Source organism: Tissierella sp. QWL-11, from assembly GCF_058683765.1.
On sequence record NZ_CM178750.1, the window covers coordinates 2,111,183 to 2,127,718 of the forward strand.

General features: G+C 30.9%; 10 protein-coding genes. 1 reads left to right on the forward strand and 9 read right to left on the reverse strand.

Annotation, left to right across the window (positions count from 1 at the left end; all coding sequences use genetic code 11):
• Positions 1–11 precede the first annotated feature (11 nt).
• A complete protein-coding gene (queG, locus tag AC4PG3_RS10400; protein WP_492196563.1) occupies positions 12–1,025 on the reverse strand; it encodes a tRNA epoxyqueuosine(34) reductase QueG in 1,014 nt (337 codons plus the stop codon).
• Positions 1,015–1,854 (reverse strand): deoxyribonuclease IV, encoded by an 840-nt coding sequence (locus tag AC4PG3_RS10405; RefSeq protein WP_492196564.1) that lies wholly within the window; start codon positions 1,852–1,854, stop codon positions 1,015–1,017. Before AC4PG3_RS10405 ends, queG begins: the two co-directional genes overlap by 11 nt.
• 109 nt (positions 1,855–1,963) lie before the next feature.
• Between AC4PG3_RS10405 and rodA the strand changes: the two genes are divergently transcribed.
• Positions 1,964–3,070 (forward strand): rod shape-determining protein RodA, encoded by a 1,107-nt coding sequence (gene rodA / locus AC4PG3_RS10410; RefSeq protein WP_492196565.1) that lies wholly within the window; start codon positions 1,964–1,966, stop codon positions 3,068–3,070.
• Positions 3,071–3,166: 96 nt separating this feature from the next.
• Here the strand turns inward: rodA and AC4PG3_RS10415 are convergent, their stop codons facing one another.
• The 7 genes from AC4PG3_RS10415 to AC4PG3_RS10445 form a co-directional block, all read right to left on the reverse strand.
• The gene (locus tag AC4PG3_RS10415; RefSeq protein ID WP_492196566.1) at positions 3,167–8,548 is read right to left on the reverse strand and encodes a collagen binding domain-containing protein; all 5,382 of its coding nucleotides are present in this window, start codon (positions 8,546–8,548) and stop codon (positions 3,167–3,169) included.
• A gap of 149 nt (positions 8,549–8,697) precedes the next feature.
• Positions 8,698–11,232 carry a GH39 family glycosyl hydrolase gene (locus AC4PG3_RS10420; protein WP_492196567.1) on the reverse strand — a complete coding sequence of 845 codons (2,535 nt, stop codon included), beginning with the start codon at positions 11,230–11,232 and terminating at the stop codon, positions 8,698–8,700.
• Positions 11,233–11,418: 186 nt separating this feature from the next.
• Positions 11,419–12,507: an Ldh family oxidoreductase gene (locus AC4PG3_RS10425; RefSeq protein WP_492196568.1), complete on the reverse strand. Its 1,089-nt coding sequence runs from the start codon at positions 12,505–12,507 to the stop codon at positions 11,419–11,421.
• Positions 12,508–12,588: 81 nt separating this feature from the next.
• Entirely contained in the window at positions 12,589–14,085 is a 1,497-nt protein-coding gene (locus AC4PG3_RS10430; protein WP_492196569.1) for a tripartite tricarboxylate transporter permease, read from the reverse strand.
• A 13-nt stretch (positions 14,086–14,098) separates the two neighbouring features.
• Entirely contained in the window at positions 14,099–14,581 is a 483-nt protein-coding gene (locus tag AC4PG3_RS10435) for a tripartite tricarboxylate transporter TctB family protein (RefSeq protein ID WP_492196570.1), read from the reverse strand.
• Between the two features lie 64 nt (positions 14,582–14,645).
• The gene (locus AC4PG3_RS10440) at positions 14,646–15,635 is read right to left on the reverse strand and encodes a Bug family tripartite tricarboxylate transporter substrate binding protein (RefSeq protein ID WP_492196571.1); all 990 of its coding nucleotides are present in this window, start codon (positions 15,633–15,635) and stop codon (positions 14,646–14,648) included.
• 20 nt (positions 15,636–15,655) lie between these two features.
• Positions 15,656–16,522 (reverse strand): fumarate hydratase, encoded by an 867-nt coding sequence (locus AC4PG3_RS10445; protein ID WP_492196572.1) that lies wholly within the window; start codon positions 16,520–16,522, stop codon positions 15,656–15,658.
• Between the last annotated feature and the right edge of the window lie 14 nt (positions 16,523–16,536).

Sequence of the window (16,536 nt, forward strand, 5' to 3'; positions counted from 1 at the left end):
CTTATCATACATTAATTACCATGTTTTTTAATTGCCCAATCTATATATTCTATTAAATTAGGATTGTTTTTATCCTTTTCCTCTAATAATAAGGGTAGATTTTTTTTATCTTTTATATTCCCAAGGGCTATAATGGCATTCCTCTTTAAGGTGTTTTTCCCTCTCCAACTTCCAGCCATATGTCCATATTTATTTTTAAATTCTCTATTAGACATGGAAAAAAGCTGATTTATATCTATACTACCTCCTGTGTTTATAGGTATGAATTCCTTGTGATTGGGAATTTTTATCCCTTTATTTTTAGGGCATACCATTTGACAAGTGTCACATCCATAGACTTTTATACCCATTTTTTCTCTTAAGTCTTCTGGAATTTCTTCTTTTGTCTGAGTTAGATAAGAGATACATTTTTTAGGGTTCAATGTATATTCTGATTCTAAAGCTCCTGTAGGGCAAGCTCTAATACATAAGTCACAATCTCCACAATCATCATCTATATAAATTTCATCTATATCTAATTCTAAATCTGTGAGTATATATGAGATAAATATAAAAGATCCGTATTCTTTATTTATTATGGAACAATTCTTACCATAATATCCTAAACCAGATTTTTTAGCCAACTCTCTATCTACTAGTGGTCCTGTATCTACAAAGGCTTTATATTCAAAATCCTTTATCTTTTTTAATTCCTCAATTAAACTCTCCATTTTCCTATTTAATACTCTATGATAGTCCTCCCCCCAAGAAGACCTGGATAGGCTTCCCTTTAGGGGGTGCTTTTCTATTTTTAAATCCGTATTATAAGAAATACCAAGTACAATTATAGATTTACAATTAGGAAAGGTTTCTTTTGGATCTATCCTCTTTTTTATATCCTCTTCTTCAAAACTTGTAGATAATTTATTTTTCTTTCTATATATAAGGTATTCTTCTAAATTTATAAAAGGACTACAATTTGTAAAATAAACCATATCAATTCCCATATTATGAGCAGTATCTATTATATATCTTTTAAGATCCATTTTTATAATTCTCTCTTAAAAACTTGATTTCCTCTTTATATCCCTCTAATTCATTGGGAGTCTCTAGATTAAATACCTTATCTTTTAATAAGGGATGATTAATCACATTTATAATAGCTTGTTTTCCTATTGTTCCCTCACCAATTTTTTCATGTCTATCTTTATTTGAACCTAGTTCTACTTTACTATCATTTAAGTGTATAGCTTTTAATCTATCTAATCCTATTAAATCGTCAATTTCTTTTAAAACTCCATCTAAATTATTTACTATATCATATCCACTGGAATACAAATGGCAGGTATCTATACATATACCCATATTTTCATTGTATTTAACTCCATCTATTATCTTCTTTAATTCTTCCATACTTCTACCTATTTCTGTACCCTTACCAGACATCCCCTCTAAGAGTATGGTAGTATCATTGTCTTTTTTTATTGCTTCATTTAAAGCATCTACTATTAATTCTATACCCTTTTCACTTCCTTGGCCTACATGTGAACCTGGATGAAATACATAATAGGCATTTCCTATTTCTTTAAGTCTTTCTAAATCATCCTTTAATATCATATTTGCAAATTCCCTAGTATGAGCCTTATCAGAGGCTAAATTCATAGTATAAGCACCATGTGCAAACAATGGAGCAAAGTTTTTTTCTTTCATGATACTTTTAAGATTTTTCATATCTTCTGGATCTAAATCCTTAGCTTTTCCACCTCGTGGATTTCTTGTGAAAAACTGAAATGTATTGGCATCTATTGAAACGGCCTCTTTGATAGCCTGGGTAAATCTCTTTGAAATGGATAGATGACATCCTATTTTTAACATTTAATCACTCCCTATATTAATGATACCACATTTAGAATATTTATATCTATTTATACAATTTTTTTCATAATATGATATAATTATTCTAGTTAAATGAAAGGAAGATAAGATGTTTAATTTTAAGAAAAAATCATTTAAAAAATTTGACTTTGTTTTGTTTTTTACAGTATTAATAATGTGTGGATTTGGGATTTTAATGATTAAATCTACTACCTTAAGCTTTGATACAAATAGATTTGTTAAAAGTCAAAGTATAGCTTTGGTACTTGGACTTTTTGCAATACTTGCTTTAGTATTAATTGATTATGAATTTTTAGGTAAATTGTACATACCTATTTATATAGCCTCTAATTTACTTTTAGTAGCCACAGTTATATGGGGCTTTGGAAAAGAGCAATGGGGATCAGATTCTTGGCTTTCAATTGGAGGTTTTGTATTTCAACCTGCTGAATTTGTAAAGATAGGTCTTATTATATCTTTGGCTAAGTTTATAGATAAAAATAGAGAAACTATAAATCAACCCTTTACCCTCATTAAGATATTAGCCTTTGCAGGATTTCCAGTACTTCTTATTATGATGCAACCTGATGCTGGAACTGCTATGGTATTTGTATTTTTTATTGCACTAATGTTATTTGTTGCAGATATAAAATGGTCTTATATTGGGTATGCCTTTGGAGCTTTTATGCTATCTTTACCTGCCATATGGTTTAAACTAGATAAATATCAAAGAGATAGATTTTTTGACTTTTTAGAACCTGAAAGGGACCCTATTGGTACAGGATATCAAGCAATCCAGGCAAAGATTGCAATAGGTTCTGGGAAAATTTTTGGTAGAGGATTGCATAAGGGGGTTCAAACCCAGTATAACTATATACCTGAAAAAGAAACTGACTTTATATATGCATCCTTAGTAGAAGAGCTTGGATTTATAGGAGGAATGTCGGTTATAGTTCTTTATTTCATATTTTTAAATAGGCTTATTAAAATTGCTAAAAACAGTAATGATTTATTTGGAACTTTGATGGTTACAGGTATAGCTGCCATGTTTGTATTCCATATCTGGGAAAATATAGGTATGAATATGGGGCTAATGCCTATCACAGGTATACCTCTTCCCTTCTTCAGTCAAGGTGGAACTTTTTTACTTATAAGTATGGTAAGTGTAGGAATATCCCTTAGTGTGGGGATGAAGAGAGAAGGACTAAATTTTTAAATTGTTTTTCAACAAAAATGACATAAAAAATAGTGTGGTAAAATTTACCACACTATTTTTTATGTCTATTTATTTATTCCCCAATATCCCTTTTTCCTAACCATTTTGTTTTGTCTTTTTTCTCAAGGCAAATCCTATTAGAATTGATGCTAAACCTATTACATAGAAGACAATATTGTCTTTTGATCCTGTAGTAGGTAGTGATGGTCTATCTTTTGGTAAATTACCATCTACATCAATCTCTTCACTTGGGTCCTCAGATGAATCTTTATCTGTATCTATATCAGGTCTTCCCTCTGGAGTATTTCCGTTTATATCTACTTCTTCATCCGGATCTTTAGGATCCTCTGGTTTCTCAGTAATTTCTAGATCTTCTGGATCTACAGGCTCCTCTGGGTCTGTTGGATCTTTAGGATCTGGATTTGTTGGATTATCAGGGTCGTCTAATTCATTGTATACAACAACTTCCTGACTCACTCCATAGGTCACTGTCTTTTTTATCACTCTATCATTTAATATATATCCTTCTGGCGCTTTTACTTCTTCAATTTTATAATCTCCTAATGGTAAATCTTTTGATACTGCCCTACCTTTTCTATCTGTTGTAAGAGTATCTACTACTTTACCCTTAGAATTTATTATATCAAACTCTGCACCTTCTAATAGAGCATTTGTATCATATGCTTTTTTTAGTATCTTTATTCTTCCTGTTTTATTATCCGGACCTGGATCTGAACCACCTGAATCAGATGGTGGGTTATAGATATTAGTTATTGTTAGACCATCAGCTGATATTTCTTTATCATATCTATATGGTACTCTTACTTCATCCACAGTATAGATATATACTTTTCCATTTATATCAGTTTTATCTAGATTTGTCCAAGTATAAATAGTTTCTCCATCTTCTAATTTGATTGGTTCACCATACGCTTTGTCATCTCTATATAATTGTAATTCTATATTTGGTCTTGGGGTTGATCCATTTACCCATTTTTTAATTCCTGTTACTTCTGTCTTTGGTATAACATAAGTGTTTGTTACTGTTAATCCTTCCTCTGACTTCTTATAGTTTTCTGGTATATTTACTTCTTTTACTGTATAAGTGTAATTCTTAGCATTTTTATCAGTTCTATCTAAGTCTTTCCAAATATACTCTGTTTCTCCATTTTTTAATGTTACTGATTCTCCATAAGCAACTCCATCTCTATATAATTGTAATTCTATATTTGGTCTTGGAGTTGGTCCATTTTCCCATATTTTTCTTCCTACTACATCTGTTTTTGGACTATTATAAGTGTTTGTTATAGTTAATTTATCATCAGAATATGATTTGCCATAGTTTTTCAAACTATCTTTTTCAACTTCTTCTTCACCTATGGTATAAATATATTCTTTTCCATCTGTATTAGTTTTTGCTAAATCTGTCCAAGTATATTCTGTTTTTCCATCTTCTAATGTTACTGATTCTCCATAAGCAACTCCATCTCTATATAATTGTAATTTTATATCTGGCTTTACTTCTGGTCCATTTATCCATATTTTTTTACCTGTTACTTGTATTTTCTCAACATTTATTACAGATATTTTTTCAATATTGCTAACCTCATTTCCAAATGCTGTTTCAACCTTTATTTTAAAACGTTCATTGCTTTTCAAATATCCTTCTGGAGCTTTTATCTCCTCTAAATAATATGTTTTACCTAAAGCTAAATTCCCAATTTCTACTTCTCCATCTGTAGTTTCAAAGTTCTTATTTTGAAACTTTTGATATTCTCCATTTAGTTCATACCATAGTGCAAATGTAGCTTCTGAACTAGTAATTTTAACTCCATTTTCATCTTGTTTGATTATTTTTATTTTTCCTTTTGCAGGATCTCCTCCAGTAGAAGAGAATTGTGTAGCTTGTAGCTTTTCAGTTTCTACTGAGTCAACAGTTATGTTGTCTCCACTAAATGCTACAGTATTATTAACTATACCGTTTTCTTCAGTTACAACTGTAGTGTATTTTATCAAATGGGTTGAATCAATAGGACTATTAAATTCTATTTTTAATTCTGTTTTTGGAGCACTTGTTGTAGTGTCAACACTTAATTTATAGTCTGTACCTTCAGTTAGCTTAAATTCTGAACCTTTTTCAAGTCTATATATCTCCATGGTATCCTTTAAATACACTAGTCCATCACTTATAGTATCTGTTATTACAACATTTTCTATAATTGACATACTTTCATTTATTAAGACTTCCCATTTAAGTTCGTCATCTGTATATACCTTACTATTTCCATCTAAGCCAAGTGCCTCTTTCGATAAATTGTCATTCCATTGATCAAAACTTACAGTTCCTGTATATGTGTGTCCTTTATCTCCTACTTTTTCTCCTGTAGTAGTTGCTGTATTTGTATAGGTTTCACTAGATATATTCGGTACAGATGTTGTGTATATTATTACATATCTTTCGTTTACTTCTTCTTTAAAGTTTAATGTGAAGCATTCTCTATCAGCATCAATTTCCACGTCATATTTATCCTTGTCAAGTGTAGTACCATTTTCATATGAAGTATTTCCATTAGCATCAACAGTGTATGTCTTTACCTGTATGCTATCTTCATCTATCTTTCCTTCATATCCCAGTGTATCCTCTACACTTACTTCAGTTCCAAGTGATTGTTCTAAATAGTTTATATACACTTTCCACTCAAGTTTTCGTGTATAGCCACTATGCCAACCTTTTACAACATTACCTTCCTTATCAACACTGATTAATCTTCCTTCTTTTTTCCCACTATTCCATGATGAATCTATTACTTTTTTATTAACAGGTACAATTTCTTCTCCACTTCTAGTATTAGTTTGCCAAATAAATTTAGCTTGATTGCTATATAAGTTGTTGTCTATATTTTCATTTGGTTCTATTCCTTCTTTGGGGTCAAATGAAGTTTTGTATTCTACAGTAATCTCTTGATTTAAAAGATCACTATCAATTATTTCAGGAAAATCTAAAGTAAATCCTTTTTGATACCCAGTTACATTGTCTTCTGCATCTGTATAGGGTTTAAGAATATAATCTCCATTATTGCTACCATCATCTCTTATTAATGGTTGTTCTCCCTCTCCCTGTTTAACAACTAAAGTTTTCTCTATTAATATTAACCCTTTCTTAGGGAAGGTATCTATAATCTCAAGTTTTTTTATTGGCTCTCTTTTAGGATCTACAGTTAATTTCCATGATATAGTCTTATTATTATAATCTATTGATGTTGACTCTTTTTTATATTCATTTCCCCCTACACTTATTGTGTTGGTATCGTAGTTCCAACTAGTACCAATACCTTCTCCTGATATATAAGCTTCATTTGGGAAATTAGCTTTTCCAAAGTCTGTGATATCAACAGTGTATTGTATTTTATAGTGATTTCGGCCTATATCTCCTAAATTCATTGTTACTTTTGTTTTTGTTGAATCTTCTGTATCAGGTTCTATCGTTATATTTCCATCTAATATATTAGATGAGTTATCATCTGAATCTAATACTTTAATATTTCCCACTTCAATTTTCAGTCCTGCTGGTAAAGTATCTACTATCTTTACTCCATTCATAAGATGTTTTGCTTTATTTATTTCCAATTGCCAAGTAAGAGTTTTGTCGGTATAAGATATATTTGATATCTCTGTCTTTTCTATAATTGGATGTCTGTCTATACCACTAACAGTTTTTTCAGCATCTCCTAGTTTACTCTCTCCATCTTTTAGTGTAACTTTATTTAAAAACTCATTGTCTATACCTTTATAAATTCCACCGTTTACTTTAGAATAATCTATACTTGTTTTAAACTTAATTCTATAAGCTCTATCTTGTTCTACTTCTCCTAAGTTTATTGTTGGAAAATCTGATTCTACAATTGTCTTATCACTTGCTATTCCATTTTCTCCCCATTTATCACCAGTCTTTATAAGATCATATACCTTTAAAGTATCTTCTACTAATTCTAATCCCGGTGGAAGTTCTTCTATTATTACAGCATTATTTATTCCAACTAATGGTTTATTTACATCTATAAACCATTCTATTCTATCTTCGTCTTTGCCTAGATAGCTTCCATCTTTTTCTATAAGATTACTTCTTTTAAGTCCACTTACAGTTGCTTCAGCATCAGGTTCACCTTCAGCATTCTTATTAAAATATACTTTATTTGTAAATTCTGTTTTGCTAAAATCTGTAATTTCTGTATTATACTCTATTTGATATCCACTATAGCTATCTATACTATCAAATTTTAATTTAAATCCACTATCTGTTTTTTCTTCTGGAGTTATAGTTACTTCACTACCTTTAGTCTTCCTTCCCTCTAAACCTAAAGATAAGTCATAAACTTTTATATCTCCTAATTTTAGTCCATCTGGTAATAAATCTTCTAGTGTAGCATTAGTTAACGGTGTGTCTTCTAAATTTAATATGTCTACAGTCCAATTAATGTTTTTTGCATCTTCTGTTGAATCTGGTTCTCCTTTTTTAAATATACCAGCAACAGTTGTCTTTGGCTTTGCAACAATAGTCAAAGTCTTATCTTCTTCAGTATTAAATTCTATCTTCTGGATTACATCTTCTCTAAATTTCTCCATATTAAAGCTTAATCCAAAGTTTAAATGACCATTTTCAACATCTTTACCATTTTCATTAAATACAATCCTTAGTTTTCCATTGTCTGTGCTCCATTTTCCGGCAACAGTTGTACCATCAGATAGCAGAAGGTCTTTATCATTAAAATTAGCCACAGTAAATATATCTGGAATTTGTATCTCTACTGTGTCTCCACTTTCAACACCCTTATTAACTGTATTCCATTTGTAACTAAGTTCTACCTTAGTACCATCTTTGATTTCTGGTATTATTTCTCCATCCTTAACTTCTTCACCATTTACAGTCAATTTCACACTTGTAAATATATTGTCCAAATCATTAGGCGCTGAATAGAGCTTAATTTCCTCCTCTATCATAGGTCCAATAAAAGGTTCTTCTTCATCTTCTATAGGTTGTTTTTCTTCTGGTTCTGGTTCTTCTTCATCAGTAGACTCCTGATTATTTTCATCCTCTGTTTCTTCTACTTCTTCTTTGTCCACTGGATTTTGGATGTCCTCTTTGTTATCAGAATCCTTATCTTGTTCTTCTTGATTTTCTTGCTCTTCTTCATCTGTTTGCCTAGATTCAACATTATCATTTTTACCTTGGTTCTCTTCTTGGTATTCTGCTTCTACTGATTCATCAGGCTTTGACTGGTTTTCTGATTCTTCATCTGGTTCTTCTCCCTCTTCTGGCAGCTCTATATCTACCGAAGAATCTTTCTGCCCTATATCTTCTTCTACTACATCTTTTGCATATACATAATTTTCTGCTATTGGTCCAGCTATTTGTATCAATAATGAAAATATCAATAGAAAAACTATAGTAAACTTACTTTTGTTATACATAAATTTCATGGCAATCTCCTCCCTATCTTAATATTTTAATATTTTACCTACTATGATAATTTATATAAATTATCATATCTACACCTAATTTGCTATAATCATTGTATTATTTTGCTATATTAGTATTTTTTTCAATAGAACTGCTGGTTTTGATAAATTTATAATCTTTTTTCTATTGTTATTAACTCTATTCCATGAACCGGGATATATAATTTGTCTTTATATTCTTCTTTTATTTCTAAATTACATACAGTCATTTTAGGCTGAGATACCCCTTTTAAATATTCTATTTCTTCTTTATTCATATTTTCTGGTGCACCTATTTTGAGCCACTGATCAAATACTGAACCATGTTCCCTATTTAATTGGTATTTAGTAATCTTATAATTCCCAGAAAGTCCTTTTATCTTAATTTCTAATTCTTTTAAGGGCTTTTCTTCATATATTTCATATCTATTTTTATCCATCAATGCAGATGTATGTCCACTTAAAAATAATTTATCAAAATATACATAGTTATAAGCCAATATTTGGATATCCTCATTGTTTTTTGTAACTATATAGTCTTTACCCTGATTTATTATAAATAAACCTAATTTATTTAATAGATAATAGGCATAGTAAGAAGCCTTTTTAAATCCATCTTTATTTATCAATCCAAATCCTCCATAAAAATGTGGTGCTCTCAACTTTTCTTCTTCAAATATATCTGTAAAAGTCCAATATCCTATGGAATCTACAAGATTTATACATTGCAATATATTTTTAATTATAAAGGTGGATACATAAGCTGTATCGTGGATTAAATTTCCTAGTAATGATGAGGCGCTCCACTCTGTTATGTGTATTTCTGATTTATATCCTAGTTTATTATCTATTTTCTTATTTATCTGTTCATTTATATTTAAAGTGTGATCATCATTATGATAAATGTCCTTTACCTTCAATAATTCTTCTATGCTAAGTCTTCCCTCTGTATAATCTTTATAAGCTACACTTACTTTTTCTTGATTGATATACTCTGGATATATGTGAGCAGATAGGAAGTCTAGTATAATCCCTTCCTTATTACAATACAATAAAAAATCATCTAGCCAATTACTATCTATTATAGCTCCATAGGTTATAGAAGGGCCTCCTACTTTTAGTTTTTTAGAAATAGACTTAATTGCCATCGAAGTTTCTTTATAGAATTCAAAGTATTCTTCCTTAGTACCAGCCCAAAAAACATTTCTATACTCTGGCTCATTCCATACTTCAAAATACCAGGTCTCTACTTCTTGTAACCCATATCTATTTATGCAATGTTTTATAAATTCCTTTACTAAGTCAGTCCATAATTTTATATCCTTTGGAGGAGAGATATTTCCTTTCCACCAAAAAACAGTTTCATCTGATCTCTTTAATTCTGATGGCATAAATCCTAGTTCAACAAAAGGCTTTATATTTACATCCATAAAAAAATCAAATAGTTCATCTACATATGTCCAATTATAAGAAACTATGCCATCTTTATTTGAATTATATATCATCATCTCATCCATAAAAATACCATGAAATCTAATATATTCAAACCCAATTTCCCTTTGCATTTCTCTAAGCTGATTTTGAACACTAGACCTAAGCCCCTCTTTTGCTCTTCCAAATGTGGTCAACCTTTTCCAATAGGGTTTATAAAGAGTTTTTTCTTTCTGATGTGCATCAATAAATATCTCTTTTTTAATTTCTCCCACCATATTTTTATAATTTGATTCATTTACTTTAGGGTCTAAATATGAAAACAACTTTTTAAAAGCTGCTTTTCTATCCACATCTAAATAGGTCTTGCTTTTTATTTTATCTATATCTTGAATTTTATTTAATGTAATATTTTCTTCTCTATATTCAGTTGGAGTACAATCATACTTTTCTTTAAAAATTTTATTAAAATAATTGGTACTAGAAAATCCACATTTAAAGACTATCTCTGTTACTGTTTTATCAGTAGTTGTCAACAGTTTTGTTGCCATTTCTAATCTTATGATATTAATATATTCTTGAAGGGTTATACCTGTCTTTCTCTTAAAAAAATGTGATAAATAATAAGAATTTATATCTTGATTTTCAGCAATTTCTTTAAGAAATATTTTCTTTTCTATGTTTTCATTTATATAAACTATTATCTCTTCCATTCTTTTCATATCTTTATAATTAGTCTTATCTTTTTCCTCATGAGTTTGTGAAGAAGTAAAATTACTTATTAGATATGATGTTAATAAATTTATTTTACTCCCTATTATCAACTCATATCCTTTTTTCTTTTTATTTATCTCCCATAAAATTTCTGCTAAAGAATGTCTAATTACATCAAATTTTTCTTGTTCATTAGATAGGATAGAATCACAATCAAATACTATATTGGAAAACTCTGGATAGATTTCACTATAATAATTGGGGCTAATTTGTAGGGCCAACAGAATATTGTCCTCTTTTATCTTATTTATACTATGCATTTCCATACTATTGATTACTATTAAATCATTTTCTTTAAGTAAATATTCTTTTCTTCCTATTGTTATATTTACAATTCCTTTTAAAACAAGTAGAATCTCTAGTTCATTATGCCAATGCATTTCAAATTTATTTACACTATGAACAAAGGTCTTTATAGGAAATCCTTTCTCATTTCTTATTATTTCATAGAACTCAGACATCTGCTTCTCTCCTTATGCATGTAATCTTTGCCTTTAATTTTAATTACTTCAATATTCACATAGAATTTACCCATAAATTGAAATATATAACAAAATTGTATTCATAAAAAGATATAGACAGTAGATAATTATCTACTGTCTATATCTTTTTAACTCTAGATTCAAATTCAGTGGGGGTACTGATTTTTATCTAGAAATTTCTTTGGCAATTTCTTGTAAAGATTGCTCTTTATTGATGATATCATATTCTTTAGCTACTTTTTCTAAATATAAGTATGCATTCTCATTTAATTCTAAACCTTTTTCCATATTTAATTTTAATCTATTATATTCTATCTCTCCAGGAACAAATATCTCACTAACACTTTCTTTCTTTTTGCTACCTTTAATAAGGTTTACATATTCATCTACATCAGATTTAAATTTCTCTTTTGAACCAAACTTAGATATATCTATGGCCAGCATTATATGTCCGACCCCTTCACTACAAATATCTTCACCTTTTGCTCTCATGCTAACAATATCTTTGCCAGCTTTAGCATTTCCTAATGCAAAACATAAAATATCTACTATTAAAGATAGACCGTAACCTTTATGTTTTGCCATTGGCATCAGCATTCCATTACCACTTTTAACAACATTAGGATTTAGAGTAACATTACCACTTAAATCCATGGCCCAGTTTGGTTCTAAATCCATATTATTTAAGGCAAATTGCTCTATTACTCCAAAAGCAATTGCACTAGTGGCCATATCTAGAACTATAGGCTTGTCACTTCCAGTTGGTATACTTATAACTATAGGATTTGTGCCTAAAAGTTTTTCTACTCCCCCGTAAGGTGCCATATGGGGTGTGGAATTTGTTATTACGATTCCAATCAGATCATTTTCTGCAATTTTGCCACCATAATAATTTCCTACCCCAAAGTGATTGCTATTGTTTATTGTTACACAGGATATTCCATGTTTCTTAGCTGCATTTATACACTTATCTAGAGCCTTTGGTGCCACAACTAATCCTAGACCATTGTCTCCATCTAGTTTAATAAGTTTTTCATCTTCATTAAGCTGTTTTATTTTTGGATGGGTATTTATTTTGCCTTCACTTAGTTTATAAACATAATTTTCTAATCTACTTAGTCCATGTGATTTTACTCCTGTTAAATCAGATCTTAATAGTACTTCACTAGCTGTATTTGCATCATCTTCTTCAAGTCCTATTTTTTTAAATACTTCGCTAACTATTTTCTTCAAAAAATCATATTGAAATTTCATTTTTATACTTCTCCTTTAACACTAAAATTTAATTCTATTAAAATGGATAATATCTTCCATCTCTAATCTTCACAATAATTACTATAATTCATTTTTCTTCTTAGCAATGATATTTTTTATCATTGGATTAAGGAAAGCTACTATGGAAATTATTAAAATTATTAATGATAATGGTCTCGTAACAAAACCTAACCAGCTACCATTATCTATAATTAATTGTTTTCTCAAGGAACTCTCTGCTATCTCACCAAGAATTAAGCCCAATATAAAGGCAGAACTAGAATAATTAAATTTGTTGAAAAAATATCCTACAAAGCTAAATCCAAATAATATAAGTACATCTGTAAAATTATTTCTTAAAGAATACGCTCCTACTACGCCTAATACCATAATTAAAATGGCCAATAGTGGATATGGTAAATCTAGTATTCTAGCAAATTCCTTAGAAATATATTTACCTAATACTACCATTAAAAGAGCACTCACTATTATAGCTATAAATATGCTATAGAGCATACTTGGTTGTTGTTTTATCAATAGAGGTCCTGGTGTCAATCCATGTAGCATAAACGCAGCCATTATAATTGCTGCAACAGGACTTCCTGGAATACCCAATGTCAATGTAGGTACTAAGCTTCCTCCAACAGCTCCATTATTAGATGCTTCCGGAGCAATTATTCCCTCATCTATTCCAGTTCCAAATAGTTCTGGAGTTTTACTTGTTCTTGCTGCTTCACCATATGCTATAAATGCTGCTATTGAACCTCCAGCAGCAGGTATGATTCCTACAACTGTTCCTATTATGGCTGATTTTAGATATGTTTTCCATTTGCTGAGTATTTCTTTGAACTTTACAAATTCAAATTTAGCATTCTTCTCTATTTTTCCTTCTGGAATTTCATCTCCACAATTTATAGATATATTTTTATATACTTCAGCTATTGCATAGGCACCAATCATTACAGGGATATAGTCAATACCTCCATATAACCAAGATTGACCAAATATAAATCTTTCAGCACCGTTAATTGAGTCTAATCCAATTGTTGACAATAACAATCCTAGAGTCCCTGATAATATTGCTTTAGCTTGATTCTTAGAACCCAAGCTGGATATACAACTCAAACCCAATAAAGCCAATACAAAGTACTCTGCACTCTGAAACTTCAGAGCAAACTTAGCTAATAAAGGAGCTGATACTAACATGGCAATTGCTGAGAAAATACTACCAAAAGCTGATGCTGTAAAAGCTAAACCTAGAGCCCTACCTGCTTTTCCCTGAGAGGCCATAGGATATCCATCAAAAGTTGTGGCTATAGAACTTGCCGTTCCTGGTACCTTTAAAAGTATGGAGGATATACTCCCCCCTGCTTGAGCACCAACATTTACTGCTACTAATGTAATTATTCCGACAATTGGATCCATGGTATAAGTGAAGGGCAAAAGTAATATAACTGCCATAGAAGGCCCCAGACCTGGCAATGCTCCACTAATCATTCCAAAGGTAGTTGCTAAAAACATAAATATCAAAGACAAAGGACTAAACACTGTCCCAAACGCCTGTACTATAAACTCCATTTCTTCACCCCACTCAATATATTAAGTAACTGATCTCTCTGAGAAATCCTATACCTCTGGGCAACCCAACAAAAAACAGTTTCCCAAAAATCAAGGTAACACCTACTGTAAGTCCTAAGGAAAATATTATAGTTTTAAAGGTTTTATTATATCTCATTATCTTAGCTGCTAAGATTGAGAATATAAAGGTTCCAAGGATAAATCCAATAATATTCATAGTAAATATATAGGCTGCTAATAATCCCATACTCATGAGCATTACTTTAAAACCTTTATCTTTAAAGTTAAATTTATCTTCCTTTTTACTCTGCTTAAGATTCTTAATATTTTTATATGATATAAATATTAAAAGTATAAAACTTATGGCTATAATAATTTGAGGAAATCCACTGGCTCCTATTCTGTCACTAGATATAGTCATTCCATCAATTTGCTTTGAAGCTATAAAAAATATGATTAGCACAATTGCAATAAAACCATTAAATAAAAGTTCCATAAATTCACTCCCCCATTTACTAATTTTCCTAAGGTACTCCCAGGAGTACCTTAGGGTTTTATAATTACTTTACTAAAATTTTCTTAAACTTTGTTATTTCATCATTCCACATTTTTCCATATTCTTCTGGCGCTATATATCCTGGAATTATATTTGACATTTCTTTTGCTGAAGCTTCTTTATAGGCTTCAGAATTATAGACCTTTTCAATTGCATCTGCTAGATAATCCTTTATTTCTTGTGGAGTACCTTTCTTAACTGCAAATCCTCTCCAAGAACCCTGTGTAAATTCTATACCTTTTTCAACTGTAGTAGGTACATCTTTTAATTCTTCTATCATTTCCAATCTTTCATCATGCAAAACTACTAAGGGCTTGATATCGCCTGATTTTACCATAGTTAAAAATGATATTATTTTATCTTGGTATATATCTAATTCTCCACCTAGTACCGCTGCCTTAGTTTCTGCTGCACTCTTATACGGAACATACGTTATATCTATTCCAGCTGCATCTGCAAAGCCATCTGCCATATAATTGTCTAACCCTCCTGGTGAAGTCCCACCAATTTTTAATTCACCTGGATTTTCTTTTGCATATTCTAATAATTCTTCTATTGTGTCAAAAGGACTGTCCTTTGCAACACCAAAAATTTGTATATCCTTTTGGAAATTTCCTATTGGTTCAAATCCAGTTGTCAATTCTGCATTTGGTCTCTCTAGAGCTTCTGCAATTGCATGAGATGGAGTTATTTGAAGCACTGTATATCCATCTGCTGGAGCTTGAGCTACATAGTTCATTCCATCTATTCCACCACTACCAGCTTTATTAATAACATTTACTGGCTTATCTACAAATTCATCCATCATATTAGCTACTTGGCGAGTCATCATATCTGCTGAGCCACCAGGTCCAAATGGAACTACAAACTCTATTGCCCTCTTTGGATAATCTAAAGCTACCTTGTCATTTCCATCATTATTATTAGAGCTACCACAGGCTACCAAACTCAGCATTAAAACTATCACTATTAATATACTAATTACCTTTTTCATCTGTAACCCTCCATATTTTTTTATTTTAATACTATTGTTGCCTTTCTAGGTTCAACAGAACAACTAAGTCTTACAGTTAATACTCTTATTCCACTGGCTCTTGCCTCTCCTATTTTTATAAATGAACCTAGTGCTGTTGTTCTACCTCCTAAGCCTAGAGGTCCTACACCACTTTCATTTAGCTTGTCCGTTATATAGTTTTCTAAATCACTTTGCACATCAAAATTTCCATTAATCATTGCATCTAACATCATAGAAGTAGCTTCATAATGTGTTCTTCCTATCCCTATAGATGGAACACAAGGAGTACATCCTAATTTCCCTACCATATCCAATGACCATTGTAAAGCTGTATCTATCAACTTCATCTCTTCATGTTTATGAAATACATGGTAAGTTTTTGAGCGGATTTCAGGACCTCCACCTTGCATTAGTACAGTTATCTTTATTTCATCTCCATCTATTATTCTGACACTAGTTGGTGCTGGCAAAAGCATCCCTGGATCATCGTAAAGTCCATGTTTTTGAGACATCCTCTCTAATCCTTCACCCTTTACAGCCATTGGCCTTGTCGGTAACCCTCTCAAACCATCAGTTACTCCTAATTCTATTGCCTCTAATATCTGATACATGGAACCATCTACAATTGCATCTTTTCCTATTTCTACAAAAGGATGGGGTATTCCTGTATCATCGCACAATGCAACTTGTTCACCTTCACTTATCTGGGAATTTTCCAATGTTTTTTCCAATACCCATTTAGATTTTTTATCAGTTTCTTTTTCTATTGCTCTTTCATAAGCTCTTATTTGATCTGGTCTAAAGGTGCTACTACCTTTAACAACTGCCTTACAACTTGCCTTTCTAATATCCTTAATGGTTATCATTTATTCACCTCCAT

Bases quoted from the DNA above. Each gene is read 5' to 3' on its own strand.
- AC4PG3_RS10445 (WP_492196572.1), bottom strand. From the start codon at position 16,522: ATGATAACCATTAAGGATATTAGAAAGGCAAGTTGTAAGGCAGTTGTT.
- AC4PG3_RS10420 (WP_492196567.1), bottom strand. From the start codon at position 11,232: ATGTCTGAGTTCTATGAAATAATAAGAAATGAGAAAGGATTTCCTATA.
- AC4PG3_RS10440 (WP_492196571.1), bottom strand. From the start codon at position 15,635: ATGAAAAAGGTAATTAGTATATTAATAGTGATAGTTTTAATGCTGAGT.
- AC4PG3_RS10435 (WP_492196570.1), bottom strand. From the start codon at position 14,581: ATGGAACTTTTATTTAATGGTTTTATTGCAATTGTGCTAATCATATTT.
- AC4PG3_RS10415 (WP_492196566.1), bottom strand. From the start codon at position 8,548: ATGAAATTTATGTATAACAAAAGTAAGTTTACTATAGTTTTTCTATTG.
- AC4PG3_RS10430 (WP_492196569.1), bottom strand. From the start codon at position 14,085: ATGGAGTTTATAGTACAGGCGTTTGGGACAGTGTTTAGTCCTTTGTCT.
- AC4PG3_RS10425 (WP_492196568.1), bottom strand. From the start codon at position 12,507: ATGAAATTTCAATATGATTTTTTGAAGAAAATAGTTAGCGAAGTATTT.
- queG (WP_492196563.1), bottom strand. From the start codon at position 1,025: ATGGATCTTAAAAGATATATAATAGATACTGCTCATAATATGGGAATT.
- rodA (WP_492196565.1), top strand. From the start codon at position 1,964: ATGTTTAATTTTAAGAAAAAATCATTTAAAAAATTTGACTTTGTTTTG.
- AC4PG3_RS10405 (WP_492196564.1), bottom strand. From the start codon at position 1,854: ATGTTAAAAATAGGATGTCATCTATCCATTTCAAAGAGATTTACCCAG.